Raw genomic sequence first — 17,796 nt, forward strand, 5'->3', positions numbered from 1 at the left:
AACGGCTGCGCCCCGCCCATGCCACCACAACCACCAGTCAACGTCAGGGTCCCTGCCAGCGGCCCCTCCGTGGAACCGGCTGCCGCCGGTGCCGGGTGGCGGCCCTCCGCGGCGAGCTTATTTCCGACAGCAGCGAACGTTTCATACGTGCCCTGCAGGATGCCCTGGGTGCCGATGTAAATCCATGACCCAGCAGTCATCTGGCCATACATCATCAAACCCTCAGCCTCGAGCCGGCGGAACTCAGGCCACGTCGCCCAATCCCCCACCAGGTTCGAGTTCGCCAACAAAACCCGCGGCGCCCACTCATTCGTGCGGAAAACACCCACCGGCTTCCCCGACTGCACCAGGAGGGTTTCGTCCTTCTCCATGGTCTCCAGCGTCCGGGTAATCGCATCGAACGCAGCCCAGGAACGCGCTGCACGGCCCGTGCCACCGTAAACCACCAAATCATCAGGACGCTCAGCGACCTCAGGATCCAGATTGTTCATCAACATGCGCAGCGGCGCCTCGGTCTGCCAGGACTTGGCAGTCAGCTCCGTACCCCGGGCAGCCTTGACCGGGCGGGCTCCTGTAGTGAAATCTGCGGGTGCCATGGTGGCTCCTTCGTCTTGGAAAGTGTGTGCTGGAAAGATCTTCTGCTTCTACTAAAGCCCCTTTATCAAGCGGCGGGAACGGCTTTTGAAGGGGTGCTGTCCGGGATTACAGACCGTTAACCCCCTCGCATTCCGGCGGCAATGAGCGCATGCTGGACCCATGGCAACGTTCCGCGTTTCGACCCTTGTCGCAGCACCACCCGAACGCGTTTTCGCGACGTGGACGGATCTTGACCGGTACCCTGAGTGGATTGGCGGAGTCACCCGGGCGGGCGATCTGGTTGGTTCGATCGATGTGCCCGGCAGCCGCTACACCCTGTGGTTCGGGCGGATGGCCAGCCCCACCGAAATCCTTGAGGTTGAGCGGCCTTGGCACATCCGCACCCGCTTCGGCAATGCCATCCTGAAGGGCGAGTCAGATGTAACGTTCACTGCCGAGGGCCACGGTACGCGCATCAACCAGGTGTTCGTCACCCGGGGATTTATCGCCGGAATCTTCGGGCGGCTGTTCGCTTTGGGCTCCTACCGCGGCAGCTTCCAGGGTGAACTGGATACTTTCCGAAAACTCGTCGAGCGCGATGCCATGGGGCCGGGCTAGCCCGCAGGGCGGCCGTGGATCCGGACCGACAGTTCGTCTGCCGCCTTCCGGATACGTGAAGCCAACACCGGCCATTGCTCAGCCGGCACTTTGTCCTCCAAGAAGGTAACGGCGACTGCCGCCGTCGGCCAGCCCACGTGGTCCGTCACTGCGGCGGCGATGGAGCCGAATCCCGGCGTAATCTCGCCGTTTTCCGTGGCGTAGCCACGCTGCCGCACTTGATCGAGGTGAGACGACAACGCGGAGTATTTCATGATGGGGAACTCCACCTCGTGCCGCGAAGTGAAGGCCGCGGCGTTTGGATACAGCGCGCGGACCTGCGACTTTGGCAGTGCGGCCAGGATGGCGCGGCCTGACGCGGTGAGGTGGCTGGGCAGGCGGACCCCGACGTCGGTCACCAGGCTGGGGCGGTTCTTGGCGCGTTCCTCCACGATGTAGAGGACGTCGCGGCCATGAAGCACCGCGAGGTGCGCGCTTTCGCCGATCACATCAACCAGTGACGCGAGCATGGGCCGGCCAAGCCGGGACAAAGGCTCCTGGCGTGAGTATGCCGAGCTGAGTTCGAAGGCGCTGATGCCGAGCCCGTATCGCTGCTCTTCGTGGAGGTGCAGGACGAAGCCGTTGGCCTCCATCACACCCAACAGGTGGTAGACGCTGGATCGTGGCAAGCCCAGTGCCGTGGCGATGTTTGACGCCGCCATTGGGCCTCGTCGCGAGGCCAGCAGCTTCAGGATCCGCAGGGTATTCTCGGCGGCAGGGACTTTGGAAGTGGCCTTGCCTGGTGCCACTGGCGACGTTGTCATGGTTCCTCACTGCTCAGGGTTCGGGACCAGCGGAACATGCGACTGTCCGGTATCCCGTACTCAAGCGTGCACCCTGGGGGGCTCCGCAGCCAACCCGTCAGGCTTGCCCGGTGTCTGGAGTACCAGACTGTTCCTGCTAGCCCCAGCCATTGGCCGGGGCTGGGGCAGGACCCGGGCTACGGCTTCGGGGCCGGGGCAGTTGCCGTCGCCGGCACTGGACCTTTCCTGCGGAGCAGGAAGGTGATGGCACCGGCAGCAGCGAGGACCAGCGCCGCAATCAGGCCGATCGTCCAACCGCCCAGCCCGGCAGATGAAGCTGCCAAGGGAGCCGCCGCCTCTTGCGACAACGACTCCTCCGACGCCGACTCGCTGGGCCACGTCGCAGCCGGCGGAACATCGACATCTGTGATGTCCGGACGTTCAGCATCAACAGGCTCGCCGTCCGGCGCCTCGCCTGTGACGGGAAGCGCGACGGCGGGAACTGGCGCCTGCGGCCATGGCACCACGGTGGGAGCTGCTCCGAACAGTTCGGAAGAATCAGCCCTTGGTACGTTCAACGGAAGCTTCCCGCGCGCCTGCTCTGCCGCCGCAGCGGTCCTTGCTGCTTCTGCCGCACGGGCTGCTTCGGCGGCTTTCGCTGCCTCTGCTTGGCGAGCCGCTTCGGCGGCCTTCTCAGCGGCGGCCGCTGTACCGGCGTCGAGCGCTGCCCTATCCGCCAACCCGGCGAGTTCGGCAATCATGGCGTCGATCGAGGCAACGTGGGCGGCGGTGGCTTCGTCGCGCTTGGCAGCAGCAAACTGCCCGGCGGCGGCGAACGCCCGAAGGTCAGCCCGGTTGCCCTCCAGCGCCACAGTGGCAGCCGCCCGCCGTTCCGCCCCCTTGTCCAGGGTGGCGTAGGCAAGGATGCGGTTGTCCAGGTCTTGCGCAGCAGCGAAACCATACTCAAGGAAATAGCGGACATCTGCGTGGTTGGCAGAGCCCAAGGCAATATCCGCGGCTTTGTTGACGTGACTGCCGCCCTGGGCCAGTAGTTGATAGACCCGCTGACGGTCCGCGCCGAACGCAGATACACCGCTTGAGTCCAACCTGACAGCCTCACCGTAGCCCGTGGTGACGAAGTCCTTGATGGCCGAATCCCCGCCCAACAAGGCAGTCGCGGCGGACTTCTTCACCTCAGGCGTGCCGACCAGTGCGAGATCCAGGGTGACCTGCCGGGCCTCCTTGATCAGTGCGTCAAGGTTGGCACCGGGAGCGGTGAGGGTCACCAGAAGTCCGGGCAATTCCTTGGCGGCTTTTGCAAAGGATTCCTTGAACGGCTTCTCGGAAGCCACGCTTGCGCTGTCCAGGACATTTCGCGGAACAGCCTGGGCACTGAGGAGATCACGATCAACACTCAGACGTGTTGTGTCTGCTTTCCGTGCAGCCGCAGCGGCGCTCCTGGCCTGTTCGACGGCGGTCTTCGCTCGGTCAGCTACTCCTGCGGCCCCGACGGGGTTGGCCTTGATGTCGTCCTTGACCTGCTGGAGCAGCGCAGTCACGGCGGCCGCCTCAGCGTGATGGTCGCCTGCAACGAACTGCCCATAGCGCAGGAAATCAGCCACGATCTCAGAGTCGTCGGTTTCCAGCGCTGCCTTGGCAGCAACAGAAACGGCAGGATTCCCGGAAGCAATGAGGCCATATGCCGATTGGCGGTCTGCCATCTTTGCCTTGTCCCTCCACCCGGTCAGGACGAACTGCTCCACGGCTTTTTCGCCTTCGTCGAGGCTTTTGGTCGCCTCCCGTTGAACGTGGACGTTGCCGTAGTGAAGGAAGTAGGTGGCCACGGTCCGGAGTTCACCCCGCCATGTTCCGGCCCAGCCTTCTGCGAGGAAGGCATCGATCTTGCCCGGATCACCGGTAGCAAGGATCTTCTGAGCGACGGAGCGAACATGCCCGCTCCCCCGCTCCGTCAGCTCGGTGACCAACTGCTTGCGGTCCGCTGCCAGCAGGGCGTCCTGTCCGCCGTCGACGAATGCCTGGACCGCACCTGCGCCGCCCACCAGGGCCGACGCCGCTGCTGCCCGGGCGGCCGGGCCACCCGTCCTCCACAGCTCAAGGACGCCCGCCGTGTCAGTGGCCCGCTGGACATACGGCAAAGGAGCCTGCGATGCGCTGGGAACCTCAAAATCGGGAATGTCGTACGCCTGCGCTGGGGATGCAAAGAGCAAAGACGCGCCAGCCACAACGGCAACAACGGCAGCGGCCCAACGGCTTCGAGTGTGACGAAGTACAGAAATCAAAAGTCCCCCATAAGGATGCGGTGGCAGCGCTGAATTCAAGGGGGCGAGGCTGAAAACGAGGGATGCCTGACCGTATTGATGAGCTGTCCGCGGTCATCATATCCGAACGAAGACTATGACTTTGACCACCCTCCCAAAACCGCCCCGTCAGTTAAAGCAGCCCCGTCAGTTAAAGCAGCCCTGTCCGTTACAGCGGCCCTGTCCGTCAAAGCAGCAGTGTCTGCGATCAAAGACACCAAACCCCCGTGAGTCCGATCACAAGAGGCCCAAAAGTGATCTGCTGGATAGCGATCCCCTCCCAAAGACGAGAAGGTTTTACTATGCAACAAACCAAGCTGGCCCCGGAGAACTCTGTCCTCCAGGCCGCGGGTACGGCGCTCAGCCGAGGCCTGAACGTCCGCCATATCCGCTTCATGGCCCTCGGATCCGCAATCGGCACGGGCCTCTTCTACGGCTCTGCTTCTGCGATTCAGAAAGCCGGCCCGGCCGTCCTGCTGGCCTACATCATTGGCGGCGCGGCCGTGTTCATGGTGATGCGCGCCCTCGGCGAAATGGCCGTCCGACACCCCGTGTCCGGGTCCTTCGGCCAGTACGCGTCGAAGTATCTGGGACCGTTCGCGGGATTCGTGACCGGGTGGACGTACGTGTTCGAGATGGCCATTGTGGCCATCGCCGACGTCACTGCCTTCAGTATCTATATGGGGTTCTGGTTCCCCCAGGTGGACAGATGGATCTGGGTGCTCGCGATCATTCTGTTCCTTGGCGCCATGAACCTGCTCAGCGTGAAGGTGTTCGGCGAACTTGAGTTCTGGTTCTCGCTCATCAAGGTGGTGGCGATCATCGCCATGATCGTGGGCGGTGCAGCGATTGTGGTGTTCGGCTTCCAAACGGGCGACGGCGGCGGCGTGGCACCGGGACTGGGGAACCTTGTGAACCACGGTGGTTTCTTCCCGAACGGCTTCGAGGGGCTTCTGGCCGCGTTCGCCGTGGTGATGTTTGCCTTTGGCGGGATCGAAACCATCGGCATTACCGCGGGCGAAGCCACCAACCCCAAGAAAGTCATCCCGCAGGCCGTTAATACCGTGCCGGTCCGCGTGCTGCTCTTCTACGTGCTGACGTTGGGTGTGCTGATGAGTATCTTCCCGTGGAACGAGATCGGCAGCAGCGGCAGCCCGTTCGTGCAGATCTTCGACGGCCTGGGCATCCCGGCCGCACCGCACATCCTCAACGCCGTAGTCATTACCGCCGCGCTCTCCGCTATCAACAGCGACATCTTCGGAGCCGGCCGCATCCTGTTCGGCCTCGCTCAACAGGGTCACGCACCGAAGAGCTTCAGTAAGATCTCGCGGCACGGCGTTCCGTGGATGACAGTGGTGATGATGGGCTGCATCCTGCTGGTTGGCGTGGTGCTGAACGCCGTGATTCCCGAGGACGTCTTTGTGCTCATCGCATCGATCGCCACCTTTGCCACTGTGTGGGTCTGGGTGATGATCCTGGCGTCACACGTGGCCATGAAGCGGGAAATCAAGCGCAAGGGGCTGCCGGCGTCGGAATTCGGTTCTCCGCTGTGGCCTGCTGCGTCCATCCTGACCATGGCCTTCATGGCGATGGTCATCATCATCCTCGGCGTTTTCGAGGACACCCGGGTAGCCCTGTATGTCGGCGGTACCTGGTTGGTCCTGCTGTTCGTGGCCTACAAACTCTGGGTCCGCGGTGGCGGCCTGCGCCGGGCAGAACTGGTGGACGAAACCGCCTGATTCACTGCGCCGAAACGACAGTTAATGCCAATGTTCACGCGGAACATTGGCATTAACTGTCGCCCCGCGAGGGGGTCAAGCTCAGATGGCAGCAGCTGCGGAGCGCACGGCCTCGGACAAGGCAGTTGCCGGGCGCCCGATCAGTTTCCGGAGATCACCGGTGGTCACCAAAAGATCGCCACGGCCAATGCCCAGATCGGTATCCGCCAGGATCTGCGCGAAGCCTTCGGGTACCCCTGCGCCCGTCAGGAGATCGGCGTACTGGTCTGCCGGGAGGTCCCGGTATTCGATTGATTTGCCTGATGCAGCGCTGATTTCGGCGGCCAACTCGTCCAAGGTAAAGGCCTCATCCCCGCCCAATTCGTAGATCTTCCCGGCTTGGTGCTCCGCGACCAGGACCGCGGCTGCGGCCTGCGCATAGTCTGCGCGGGAAGCACCGCTGACCTTGCCGTTTCCGGCGCTGCCGGCAAGCGCTCCCTGGGCAAGCGTTCCCGGCAACTGGTCGGTGTAGTTCTCGATGTACCAGCTGTTGCGAAGGAGGGCAAAGGGGACGCCTGATTCCTTCAGGATGGATTCCGTGGCCTGGTGCTCTGCGGCCAGCTTCATGCGGGTGGTGTCTGCGTTGGCAATGCTGGTGTAGGCCAGAAGTTCCACGCCCTCGGCCTTTGCTGCCTCGATGACCGTGCGGTGCTGCTCTACCCGCTGACCGACGGCGCTTCCCGAAATAAGAAGGACCTTGGTGGCTCCCTTAAGCGCTTGGGCCACCGAAGCGGGGTCGTCGTAGTCCATTGCAGCCGCGCGAACGCCGCGGGCAACAAAGCCGGACAGCTTTTCGATGGAGCGCCCTGTGGCAACAATGCTGTCAGCGGGGACATTGCGCTCAAGGAGGGCCTCTATGACGTGGCGGCCCAGCTGGCCTGTTGCTCCGGTAATGACGATGCTCATGACTGGTTCCTTTCAAGGAAGTTAATGGGTCGGTCATCGATCACAACCACCCCTTCCGCAGATAACTTCCCGAAAGAGAGTACGCACTTTAAGGTAAGGTACTGACATGAAAGTAAGTACCCTCTTGACTCCCCTCCCGGCCGGCGTCGCGGACGGTGTCTTCCCTGCCGGCTGCCCCAGCCGAACGGTGCTGGACCACATCACCAGCAAATGGGGAGTGCTGGTCCTGCTTTCGCTGTCCGAGGGAGATCAGCGATGGAGCGAACTGCGCCGACGCGCTGAAGGCATCAGCGAAAAAATGCTGGCCCAAACCCTGAAAACGCTCGAACGGGACGGACTTGTACGCCGCGATGCACAACCCGTCATCCCGCCGCGCGTGGATTACAGCCTGACTGAACGCGGCCGCGAGCTCACGGCACTGCTTATCCCCCTGGTGACCTGGGCATACGACAACGCCGAGGAAATCATCGGCGGCCAAAGTTAGCCCGGCTGACCAGCGGACGCGGCCTACCGGGCCGACCAGCCGCCGTCCATGGTGTAGCTCGCCCCGGTGACCATGCCGGCGTCGTCGGAGGCCATCCACGCGGCCAGCGACGCAACTTCTTCCACCTCCACCAGGCGCTTCACCGCGGACTCCGTCAGCATCACCTTTGCCAGGACTTCGGCCTCGGGGATGCCGTGGAGACGGGCCTGATCGGCGATCTGCTTCTCCACCAGCGGCGTTCGGACGTACCCGGGGTTGATGCAGTTGGACGTGACACCGCGCTCGCCACCCTCCAAAGCCGTGACCTTGCTGAGTCCCTCCAGCCCGTGTTTGGCGGAGACGTACGCACTCTTGTAGGCCGAGGCCCGGAGCCCATGGACCGACGAAATGTTGATGATCCGTCCGAACCCGTTGGCGTACATGTGCGGGAGTGCGGCCCTGATGAGGAGGAACGGAGCCTCCAGCATCAGGGCCAGGATCCGCCGGAATTCCGCGGGTTCGAACTCCTCGATCGGCGCAACTTTCTGGATTCCGGCGTTGTTGACCAGGATGTCGCAGTCCAGGCTCAAAGCGGCCAGCGCGTCGACGTCCAAGAGATCCACAGTCCAGGCTGTGCCGCCCAGCTCGTCGGCGAGCGCCGCAGCTCCGGAGGCATCGACGTCGGCCACTACTACTTTCGCACCGCGGGCGGCGAGCGCCCGGGCGCAAGCTGCCCCGATTCCGCTCGCGCCACCGGTCACCAGGGCTTTGCGTCCGTTCAAGGAGTTGTCCATCGAATCAGCCTTTCGAGGCGGTAGTGAGTCCGTGGCGGATGGCGTCGGCCTCGTCCACTTCCTGGAGCGCGATGCCCTTGGTCTCCTTCAGTGAAACAACGGCGACGACCGTTACGGCGCAGGCGACCACGAGGTAGATGGCTGTGGGAACCCAGGATCCGGTGTCCTTGAGCCACTGGGTTGCCAGCAGCGGCGCGAGTGAGCCGGCAAAAATCGAGGTGACCTGCGAGCCCAGGGATACACCCGAGTAGCGCATGCGGGTGGGGAAAAGCTCGGACATGATGGCAGGCTGCCCCGCGTACATGAAGGCGTGCAGGCAAAGGCCGATGGTCACGGCGAGGACAATGATCACGGCGTTTTTGGTATCGAACATGGGGAAGGCGAAGAACGGCCAGGTCGCGCCGGCGATCGCGCCCACCAGATACACGGGCTTGCGCCCCCACGAGTCCACCAGGCGTCCCACCTGCGGGATGACCAGGAAGTGGATGACGTGGGCGATCAGGAGTGCCAGCAGGAGCGAGGAAGTGTCGTATTTGTGGACGCTCTTGAGGTAGACGATCGCGAAGCTCACCACCAGGTAGTACATGATGTTCTCTGCGAAGCGGAGGCCCATGGCCTGAAGGATGCCCTTGGGGTACTTGCGGATGACTTCGCCAACACCGTAGCTGATGGCCTTGGACTCCTCCACCTGCGCCTTGGCCTCGAGGAAAATGGGGGCTTCGGTGACGTGGGTGCGGATGTAGTAGCCAACGAACACGATCACGGCGGAGAGCCAGAACGCTACGCGCCAGCCCCATCCGAGGAAGGCTTCGCTGCTGAGGACCGTGGACATGGTGAACAGGACGGCCGTAGCCAGGAGGTTACCTACCGGGACTGCCGCCTGTGGCCACGATGACCAGAAACCGCGCGACTTGTTGGGGCTGTGCTCAGCCACCAGGAGAACAGCACCGCCCCATTCGCCGCCGAGCGCGAAGCCCTGGATGAAGCGGAGTGCCACCAGCATGGCCGGTGCCCAGTAGCCGATTTCCATGAAGCCCGGGAGGCAGCCCATCAGGAACGTGGAGACGCCCACGATCACGATGGTCAGCTGCAGCGTGGGCTTGCGGCCGAGCTTGTCGCCGATCTGGCCGAACACGATGCCACCGAGAGGGCGGGCAACGAATCCGACGGCGTAGGTGATGAACGCCTGGATGATGCCGTCCAGTTCATTGCCGGTGCTCGGGAAGAAGTACTTGCCGAAGACCAGCGTGGCGGCCGTGGCGTACAGGAAGAACTCGTACCACTCCACCACCGTGCCCACCATTGAGGCCGCGACGATCTTCTTGAGTCCGGAGCCTTCGCCGGCGCCCTTCCCTGCTTTTGATGCGGAGCGCTGCTCTACGCTCATATCCATCTCCTCAGTGTCCTCTTTGACCCTTTTGAACGTGATGTGATCCACAACACGAAATGCTCCACTGAGTATTGCCGCAGATTTGTTGTGTCTCAATGACCAAAGCAGCACCATGTGTGTGCAAAATTGCAGATATGAAGCCGAACCCCGATGACCTCCTCATTTTCCTGACCGTCTCACGTTCAGGAAAATTTACGACGGCGGCCCAAGCCTTGGGGCTCAACCACACCACCGTTTCGCGCAGGATAGCGGCGTTGGAGAAAGCGCTGGGAGGCAGGATCCTGGCGCGTGCCGCGGGCGGTTGGGAAGTAACGGAGCTGGGCGCGGAAGCCGTGCTGGTCGCAGAACGGATTGAAGCTGCGGTGGGCGCGCTGGGACCCAGCGACCACGCACCCGACCCCATTACCGGCGTCGTACGCATGACCGCGACCGATGGCTTCAGCGCCTATATCGCAGCCCCTGCGGTCTCGCGCTTGCGGCGGGAGCACCCTGGGCTGAGCGTGGAGATCGTGACGGTGACGCGAAGGGCGTTGCAGCAGCGCTCCGGCCTGGATATCGAAGTGGTGGTGGGGACGCCGCAAGTGCACCGGGCCGAAGCCATCAGGCTGGGCGAATACCGGCTGGGGATGTACGCGTCGCGCGCCTACTTGGAGGACAACGGCACCCCTTCAAGTATTGAGGAGCTCACGCAGCACCAACTGGTCTACTTTGTGGATTCCATGCTCCAAGTCGATGATCTGGATGCTCCGCGCAGGTTGGTTCCGACCATGCGGGACGGCCTCAGTTCCACCAACGTGTTCGTCCATGTGGAGGCCACCCGGGCCGGAGCAGGCGTTGGTTTCCTGCCGTGTTTCATGGCCGACCGGCACACGGATTTGGTGCGTCTCCTGCCGGCGGACTTCGCCGAGCTGCTCCCCTACTGGATGGTCCTCCGCCCGGACTCCATGCGACGCCCCGCCGTAGCCGCCGTCGTGCAGGCCCTGCGAGAGGAGACCGAGCAGCGGCGGGAGGCGTTGCTGGGGGCTGAATAGCCCGCCGAGGTGGCATCAGGACCCCAGCGGGATCACCAGCCGGGTTTGCTGGGCCAGGACCATGGCAACCCAGACGCGTTGCCGCTGCCCACCGGAGAGCTGCACCGCCACCCCTGCCGTCGCCTCTGGCACGGCCTGTCCGGATTGCTGGCCTTCTTGAAATTAGGAGAGCCTTACTATGGTAATCATGCCCTCCAGTTCCGCCATTCCGCCCATCCCACCCGGGCGTAACACGCCAACACCGTGGACGGCTTCCCGTCTTTTCAAGTTCACCCTGCTGGCCAATGGCCGCTGGAAGTTGCTGCTGGTGGGTTGCGCCGGCTTTATTCTGCATCAAGTCAGCGAGGCCCTGGTTCCGGCCACCATCGGCGCCGCCGTTGACAAGGCAATTGCACCGCACGACGCCGGCGCCCTCCTCTGGTGGCTTGGCGCCCTGGCCGTCGTCTTCGTGGTGCTCGCCCTTTCCTGGCGCATCGGCACCCTGGCCACCAACCGCTCCTTCCTCTACGGTTCGCATGACCTCCGGCAGTTGGCTGTGGAACGCACCCTTCACCCACGCGGCATGGCAGCCCGGCGTGCACCTGGCGAAATCGTGGCGATCGCTTCCTCGGACGCCGACAGGGTTGCCGGCCTGTCCTGGCTCATCGGTGGAGGCCTCGCTGCCGCGGCCGGTGTCGCGACCTCCGCAGTAACACTGCTGCTCATTTCGGTCCCCTTGGGTATCGCAGTCCTGGTGGCTACGCCCGTCATGCTGGTGGTGATGCAGCGCCTCACCAAGCCGTTGGAGGACCGCAGTGATGTGGAACAGTCCTCAGCGGCCCGCGCCGGCGCGCTGGCCACGGACTTCGTGACCGGATCACGCCCCCTCAAGGGTCTCGGCGCAGAGGAAGCAGCCGTCACCCGATACCAGGATGCCAGCCGGACATCGCTGCTGGCCGGGCTACGGGCTGTCCGGGCCAGGTCCGCCTATAGCGGCGCCAGCACCGCCCTTTCCGCTGCCTTCCTGGCCGGGATCGCCTTCTTTGCAGCGTGGTTCGCCGTCCAAGGCAGCATCTCGGTAGGCCAGCTGGTGGCGGTTGTCGGCGTGGCCCAGTATGTCCAGGGACCCATGGCCGCACTGGGCTTCCTCAGTGTGGAACTCGCCCGGAAACGGGCCTCAGCGGCACGCATCGCGGTACTGCTCGAGGAACCGGATGCAGTGCCCGCACCTGGTGGCGGGGACCGCCTTGCCGCTGCAGAACGCACGACGGCGGCAGCCGGGTCAGCAGCACGGCCCACCCCTGCGCGGGAACCGGCACCGCTCCTCGAGCTACGCGACAGCCCGGACAACAGCGCCTTCCCGCCCTTCACGGCGTCCGCCGGGGAGATCGTGGGTGTGGTGCTGCCGGACGGCTCGCAAGCCAGGCGATTGGTGGACACGCTTGGTTTCCGCACCCCCGCTCCCCGCGGCGCAGTCTCCATCGACGGCCACGACGCCGCCGACCTGGACCCCTTGGATGTCCGGTCCAAAGTCTTCGCCGACAGTCATGAAGGTGTCCTTTTCCGCGGCACTGTCCGCGACAATGTGGCAGCAGCCGATGCCCCGCTGCAAGAACGGGCCCTGGCGGCTGCCGCCGTCGAGGACTTCATTTCCCAACTGCCGGAAGGCACCGAAACCGTTCTTACCGGGCATGGCCAGAGCCTGTCCGGTGGGCAGCGGCAGCGGTTGGTTCTTGGCCGCTCGCTGCACCAGCACCAGCCGGTGCTGGTCCTGCACGACCCCACCACCGCCGTCGACACCGCTACCGAAGCTGTGATCGCAGAGGGACTCCGCAACTTCCCGGACAAGGCGTTGGTATTGGTCACCACCAGCCCCACGCTGTTGGCCGTCTGTCACCGGGTGGTGGTGGGAGGTGCCGATGGCGCATCGGAAACCGGGACCCACCGGGAACTCCTCGCGACGTCGGCCGGCTACCGCGAGGTGGTGGGTTCATGAGCACCGACATCCTGCCCATCGCCACACCCCGCGAGACCCGGCGGGCCATGTGGCGCCTGTTGGCACAGCGTCCCGGCCGGCTCGCCCTGACCGTGTTCGTTCTGCTGGCGGCGGCCGGCTGTGGACTGGCAGCGCCGGCGATCCTGGGCATCATGATCAACATCGCGGCCGGCGGCGGAGACGTCATGAACCTGCTGTGGCTGGCCATCGGCTTGCTGGTTGCGGGCGGATGCGGCGCCCTGCTGGGCATCCTCGGCCAGAACCTGCTGGCCCGGATCTGCGAGGAAGCCCTCGCCGGACTCCGTGAGGAGGTCTTTGCGGCGGCTGTCCGGAAGCCCTTGGCACAGCTCGAAAAGGCGGGCATCGGCGATGTGGTGGCCCGCGTGTCCGGCGATGTCGAGGCTGTCAGCGAGGCCATTTCCGGAGTGCTGCCCGCGTTCACCAGCGCAGCCTTCACTATCGCCGTCACGTTGCTTGGCCTGGGGGTCATCGACTGGCGCTTTGCAGTGGCGGTCCTCATCGCCGCGCCCCTGCAGGTCCTCACGCTGCGGTGGTTCCTCAAACGGACCGCACCCATCTACCGGACCGTCCGCATCACTGAGGCCAATCGGACCGAGCAGATCATCGAGACCGTCCATGGCTCGCCGTCGGTCCTGGCGTTGGGCCTCGGGTCGCGCCATGCGGAGCTGGTGGCAGCTGCTTCCCAGGAGAACATCGGCCATGCGCTCAAGGGAGTCAGCTACCTGACCCGGTTCTACAACCGCCTCAACCTTGCGGAATTGGTAGGCCTGTCCGCGGTACTGGTGGTGGGCTTCTGGCTTCACGCCGAGGGCAGCGTGACTATCGGCGCGGCGACCGCGGCGGCACTCTACTTCTACCGGCTGTTCGATCCGATCGGGCTGGTCCTGGGGCAGTTTGATGAACTCCAGAAAGCGGCTGCCGGCCTGGGGCGCATGTTCGGGCTGACCATGTCCACGGCCAAGACCTCCCCAACCGCCCTTTCCCGCGGCACTGATTCCAGCATCGTCCTGGACAACGTCACCTTCGCCTACCCGGGCCAGCGGCCCGCACTCCGCGGCGTCTCGCTTACAGTACGACCAGGCGAGCGGGTTGCGGTCGTTGGCACCTCAGGAGCCGGAAAAACCACCCTGGCCAAGGTCATCATGGGCCTGGAACACCCGGACAGCGGGACCGCCTGGGTGGGTGGGCTCAACTCAGCCGCCGCAGCCCCCGCGGACCTGCACTCGAGGATCGCGATGGTCAGCCAGGAAGTTCACGTCTTCTCTGGAACGCTGGCCGGAGACCTCAGGCTTGCCAAACCGGATGCTTCCCCCGCGGATCTCTCCCGCGTCCTCGCCGCCGTGGGGGCTACGTGGATGAAAACGCTCGACGACGGACTGGAAACATCCGTAGGCGCCGGCGGCCACCAGCTCACCCCGGAGCAAGCACAGCAACTGGCGCTTGCCCGGCTCATGCTCAAGGATCCGCCCATCGCGGTCCTCGATGAAGCAACTGCTGAGGCGGGAACCGGCTCGGCCACCATGCTGGACCAGGCTGCCGAAGCCGCGTTGGCGGGCCGGACGTCCGTGGTGATCGCACACCGTTTATCACAAGCAGCGTCGGCGGACACCGTTGTGGTGATGGAGCAGGGACGGATTATCGAGTCTGGCCCGCATCAGGAACTGCTGGCCGGCGGGGGCCGTTACGCCACATTGTGGGAGGCGTGGAACAGCTCACTCAGCCGCAACTGAGGGTTCGTTCGCAGGCACCTCTGCAGGGTCATGCCGCACAGGGGTTCCCGCCGCGAAGGACCGCACTTTCGCATCATCCCAGATGTGCGCCGGGACGCCTCCGCCCAGGAGTTTGCGGGCCAGCGTGGGGTCATCACCGAAGGGTGCGTGGCTGCCGGCCATGATCATGTTGCCGTATCGGCGCCCTTTGAGCATGGCCGGGTCCGCGATGATCATGGTGTGCTCGAACGTATTCGCGATGGTCGCAGCATCAGCCCGGGCATTCTTGAGGTCAGGAGCGTCCCCGGAGTTGACCACGTACAGGCCGTCGGGGGCCAGGACCGCATCGGCATGCGCCGTGAATTCGCGGGTGGTCAACGCCCGGGGCGTGAAGGCACCGGCGAAGACGTCCCGGATGATGAGGTCCCGGGTGTCCGGGGTGAGTGATTCAGTAACCGCCCGGGCTTCGCCAACCCGGAGCCTCAACAAGGGCGCCTTGGGAAGGTCGAACCAGCCGCGCACATAGTCGGCCAGCTTGCCGTCCAGTTCCACCACCACCTGCCGGGCTTCCGGGTAGGCGGCGTGGAAATAACGAGCCATGGAGCAGGCTCCCCCACCGAGGTGCAGGGCCCGCAGCTTCGGTTTCTGCTCCGGCGGCCAACGCGATTCCACCAAGGCAGCGATCCAGCGCATGTACTCAAAATCCAGGAACAGAGGATCCGCGAGGTCAATATGCGAGCTCATCACACCGTTGATCTTCAGTAGCCACCCATTGGAGTTGTCCTGGTCCGGGATGAGCTCGCAGTCGCCGGTATCGATGTAATAAACGCCCGCGACCGGACCATCAGGTCGGGTGCCGGAAGGCACCTCGACGACTCCCGTCGTCGACCTCTGGGACCTGTTTGGTTTACCGCGTTTCGTCACTACTTCAGCCCTGCTTGAGTCATGCTCCAAGCCTAGTGGAGCGCCACATTACTCCGAACGGTCACATCGAAGGTAAGGCTACTTACCTTTATGGCCTCCGGGGCCATATGATCTCTACATGGAACTCGGAGCATCGGTGTGGGCGGAGGTGTTGACCGTGGCCGTCGCGTGGTTGACGGTGGTCTGCCTGCTGCTGGCCCGCGTGCCCAAACCGCCGGGCCTCCTCGACTCACCGCTGGACATGGATCCGCCCGACGATTCGGAACCGCGCTAGCCCTGGCAGTTGATGGCTGCGGTCCGCACGGTCAGTTTATGCGGATGGAAAGGGTTTCATAGACGATGACCGAGCCCCCCGCCGGCGCCCGGCAGGTCAGCTGCCTCTGCGGTGCGCGGCTGGCCCGCAATTCCACCTCGATTTTCGCCGGATGGGGCGGCCGGCCAGTAATCCGGATGCGCCAGTGCTCGCCCTCCCGCAAGGTCTCAGTGACCACAAAATCCTGCCGGCCGGCAGGACCGAACTGCCCCAGCACTGCCACCACCGCGGCTTGCTGGGGCGGCAAGAGATCCGTATAGCCGCGCAGATGCTCTGCGTGGATACGGGCGGCCAGGTGCTCCTCAACGGTGGCCACGGCGGACCCGGCGTCGAGTTCTCCGTAATAAACGCCGTCCGGGGCGATGACCACGTTGGCCGCAAACCTGTCACCGCCAACATGGGAGCACTCCCACACCAACTCTGGCCAGCGCTCGCTGAGTGCACGTCCCACGGGGCGGCCCCATACTGCGCAGCAGGGGTCGTGCTGACCGTGGGCGCAAACCATGATGACCGGCGGGAAACCGTGCTCTCCGGGAGATGCCAGCGCTGAGGCTATCCCCGCGAGGTCCTCATCCCGCTCCCACGTTCCCCAGTGCTGCCGATAGGCGCCGGAGCTTTCATGGCGAAGAACGGCCCATCTGCCCGGACCCGGGCGGCGGCGAGGGCCGGGCCGCCGCACCAGGAGAATCCGCGCATTCGCCGTCCGCGCCGCAGAGACGACGAGCGCCTTGGTCCCCGCCTCGAGATCCAGGGCGTCAAAGCCGTCGGGCGGCCACGCGCCCCGGTACTCCACGAGGACCCAGACGAGGCCGGGTGACGCAGTGCCTGCCATCGAGTCCCCGCGCGCCTGGGCAGTTTCCGCGCAGAAGAAGCGTCCCGTTGCGGCTGCCGGGGACGTCATTGTGCGACGGGGACAAGAACTCCTGCGCGCAACAACCTCTCGGCGAGTGCCAGGCCGATGTCCGCCGCGAGGTAATCCCCGCCCTCCAGCAGGCGCCGCACGGACGGCAGATCTTCCTCGGGGAAGTCGAGCCAACCGACGCGGGTGGTGAGGCGTGAGCCATCAAACCGTGCTTCCAGGGCCCCCGAAGACGAACCAGCGACTCTGGCCTGAGGCCGTCAATGGCCGCGAGTTGGGCCACCGGACCAAGGGGAGCCGGGCGCCCTTGCCCCCTTCGGGCACGGTGGAAGAGGGACGTGGTATCGGCTTCAAGGACAGCGGCCGCGAGACGTTCACGGACTGCAGCCATCTCCTCTTCAGGTCCGTCGACGCCCAATGGCAAGGACCGGCGCATCCCTGGATCGTCACAGAGCGCGGCAAGTGCGGCCTGTGCCAGATGTTCGGCCAACGCATGGCGGGTCCAGGTGTGGATTCCCAAGGTCAGATGGATGGAGACTTTCCCCTGTGCCTGGGCGGCGTGCAGCCAGCCTCGTGGCAGGTACAGGACATCGCCCGGCTCGAGGACCGTGTCGATGTACGCTGCGCCTTGAGCGGCCTCTTCGACCGCGGAGCGGCGATCAGTCCAAGGCTGGCTTCGCAGCGGGTCCACGTGGACCGGCTTATGGATGATCCAGCGTTTGGTTCCCTCGATCTGCAGCACGAAGACGTCGTGGACGTCGTAGTGATCATCGAAGCCACGGTTCTGCGGCGGGGTGATGTAGGCGTTGGCCTGCACAGGATGTCCGAGTTCACTGCTCAACTGCGAGCTGAAACCCGACACAGGCTCCCACGTGCGGTGCAGCGCCTGCAGCACGAGGGTGGCACCATCAGCGAACTTACGCCACAGCGCGGTGTCATCAAGCTGGTCGGAGATGGTGGCGCCGACCCCTGCCGGAGAAGTGTAGGAGGACTCGGGAAGCGTGGAGCCGCCCTTGGCGACGCGCAGGAAAGGCGTCCGCAGCCCGCGGCGTGAAACCAGTTCGTCCACTGCGCCGGCTGAGAACACATCGGAGAAGTCGCTGACACCACGGGTCAGCAGGGCGGTTCGCCCCCAGACGTCACTGGCAAATTCCTCCTGGCCGATGTCGATCAGGCGTGTTTCCAGGACCCCGCCGCCTTTCACTGCGCCGGGGTCCTGGAAATCAGTGCTGGTAGAGCTCAAACCTAGCTGCCCTGTTGTCCGGCGCCGCCGTCGGCACCACCGTCAGCACCGCCGTCGTGCGTGCCGGGGACGCCGTCCGCACCACCGTCAGCGGGG

14 protein-coding genes and 2 pseudogenes are annotated in these 17,796 nt (G+C 64.6%); 7 read left to right on the forward strand and 9 right to left on the reverse strand.

Annotated features, from left to right (window positions below; all coding sequences use genetic code 11):
• Nucleotides 1-596: pseudogene (locus WBN73_RS14750) on the reverse strand (urocanate hydratase); the annotation flags it as partial.
• Between the two features lie 160 nt (nucleotides 597-756).
• On the opposite strand from WBN73_RS14750, the gene WBN73_RS14755 reads away from it, so the two are divergent.
• Nucleotides 757-1,194 carry an SRPBCC family protein gene (locus WBN73_RS14755; RefSeq protein ID WP_207596002.1) on the forward strand — a complete coding sequence of 146 codons (438 nt, stop codon included), beginning with the start codon at nucleotides 757-759 and terminating at the stop codon, nucleotides 1,192-1,194.
• Here the strand turns inward: WBN73_RS14755 and WBN73_RS14760 are convergent.
• Nucleotides 1,191-1,997 (reverse strand): IclR family transcriptional regulator, encoded by an 807-nt coding sequence (locus tag WBN73_RS14760; protein WP_207596001.1) that lies wholly within the window; start codon nucleotides 1,995-1,997, stop codon nucleotides 1,191-1,193. The two genes, WBN73_RS14755 and WBN73_RS14760, sit on opposite strands and share 4 nt — an antisense overlap.
• Before the next feature lie 176 nt (nucleotides 1,998-2,173).
• A complete protein-coding gene (locus tag WBN73_RS14765) occupies nucleotides 2,174-4,276 on the reverse strand; it encodes an ALF repeat-containing protein (protein ID WP_337340773.1) in 2,103 nt (700 codons plus the stop codon).
• Between the two features lie 320 nt (nucleotides 4,277-4,596).
• On the opposite strand from WBN73_RS14765, the gene WBN73_RS14770 reads away from it, so the two are divergent.
• On the forward strand, nucleotides 4,597-6,033 hold the full coding sequence (locus tag WBN73_RS14770) for an amino acid permease (protein WP_337340772.1): 1,437 nt from the start codon (nucleotides 4,597-4,599) through the stop codon (nucleotides 6,031-6,033).
• Nucleotides 6,034-6,114: 81 nt separating this feature from the next.
• Here the strand turns inward: WBN73_RS14770 and WBN73_RS14775 are convergent, their stop codons facing one another.
• On the reverse strand, nucleotides 6,115-6,978 hold the full coding sequence (locus tag WBN73_RS14775) for an SDR family oxidoreductase (RefSeq protein ID WP_280626252.1): 864 nt from the start codon (nucleotides 6,976-6,978) through the stop codon (nucleotides 6,115-6,117).
• A 106-nt stretch (nucleotides 6,979-7,084) separates the two neighbouring features.
• Here WBN73_RS14775 and WBN73_RS14780 point away from each other — a divergent pair, with 106 nt between their 5' ends.
• A complete protein-coding gene (locus tag WBN73_RS14780) occupies nucleotides 7,085-7,462 on the forward strand; it encodes a winged helix-turn-helix transcriptional regulator (RefSeq protein WP_207595997.1) in 378 nt (125 codons plus the stop codon).
• A gap of 23 nt (nucleotides 7,463-7,485) precedes the next feature.
• Here WBN73_RS14780 and WBN73_RS14785 read toward each other — a convergent pair whose 3' ends face one another.
• A complete protein-coding gene (locus tag WBN73_RS14785; protein ID WP_017200737.1) occupies nucleotides 7,486-8,235 on the reverse strand; it encodes a 3-hydroxybutyrate dehydrogenase in 750 nt (249 codons plus the stop codon).
• Nucleotides 8,236-8,239: 4 nt separating this feature from the next.
• Nucleotides 8,240-9,622 (reverse strand): MFS transporter, encoded by a 1,383-nt coding sequence (locus WBN73_RS14790; protein ID WP_207595996.1) that lies wholly within the window; start codon nucleotides 9,620-9,622, stop codon nucleotides 8,240-8,242.
• Between the two features lie 137 nt (nucleotides 9,623-9,759).
• On the opposite strand from WBN73_RS14790, the gene WBN73_RS14795 reads away from it, so the two are divergent.
• The 3 genes from WBN73_RS14795 to WBN73_RS14805 all read left to right on the forward strand — a co-directional run bounded on the left by WBN73_RS14795 (nucleotide 9,760) and on the right by WBN73_RS14805 (nucleotide 14,382).
• Nucleotides 9,760-10,656 carry a LysR family transcriptional regulator gene (locus tag WBN73_RS14795; protein WP_337340771.1) on the forward strand — a complete coding sequence of 299 codons (897 nt, stop codon included), beginning with the start codon at nucleotides 9,760-9,762 and terminating at the stop codon, nucleotides 10,654-10,656.
• Nucleotides 10,657-10,843: 187 nt separating this feature from the next.
• A complete protein-coding gene (locus WBN73_RS14800; protein WP_337340770.1) occupies nucleotides 10,844-12,631 on the forward strand; it encodes an ABC transporter ATP-binding protein in 1,788 nt (595 codons plus the stop codon).
• Complete coding sequence (locus WBN73_RS14805) at nucleotides 12,628-14,382, forward strand: ABC transporter ATP-binding protein (RefSeq protein WP_337340769.1); 1,755 nt, start codon at nucleotides 12,628-12,630, stop codon at nucleotides 14,380-14,382. Before WBN73_RS14800 ends, WBN73_RS14805 begins: the two co-directional genes overlap by 4 nt.
• On the opposite strand, the gene WBN73_RS14810 is transcribed toward WBN73_RS14805, so the two are convergent.
• Nucleotides 14,365-15,285, reverse strand: coding sequence for a spermidine synthase (locus tag WBN73_RS14810; RefSeq protein ID WP_369745872.1), 921 nt, complete (start codon nucleotides 15,283-15,285; stop codon nucleotides 14,365-14,367). The genes WBN73_RS14805 and WBN73_RS14810 overlap by 18 nt on opposite strands.
• 118 nt (nucleotides 15,286-15,403) lie before the next feature.
• On the opposite strand from WBN73_RS14810, the gene WBN73_RS14815 reads away from it, so the two are divergent.
• Entirely contained in the window at nucleotides 15,404-15,559 is a 156-nt protein-coding gene (locus WBN73_RS14815) for a hypothetical protein (RefSeq protein ID WP_207595988.1), read from the forward strand.
• A gap of 31 nt (nucleotides 15,560-15,590) precedes the next feature.
• On the opposite strand, the gene WBN73_RS14820 is transcribed toward WBN73_RS14815, so the two are convergent.
• Both WBN73_RS14820 and WBN73_RS14825 read right to left on the reverse strand, forming a co-directional pair.
• On the reverse strand, nucleotides 15,591-16,430 hold the full coding sequence (locus WBN73_RS14820; RefSeq protein WP_337340777.1) for a sucrase ferredoxin: 840 nt from the start codon (nucleotides 16,428-16,430) through the stop codon (nucleotides 15,591-15,593).
• Nucleotides 16,431-16,495: 65 nt separating this feature from the next.
• Nucleotides 16,496-17,700, reverse strand: a pseudogene (locus WBN73_RS14825) (cupin domain-containing protein).
• Nucleotides 17,701-17,796: the final 96 nt, after the last annotated feature.

Source organism: Paenarthrobacter sp. CCNWLY172 (assembly GCF_037402035.1).
GTDB lineage: Bacteria > Actinomycetota > Actinomycetes > Actinomycetales > Micrococcaceae > Arthrobacter.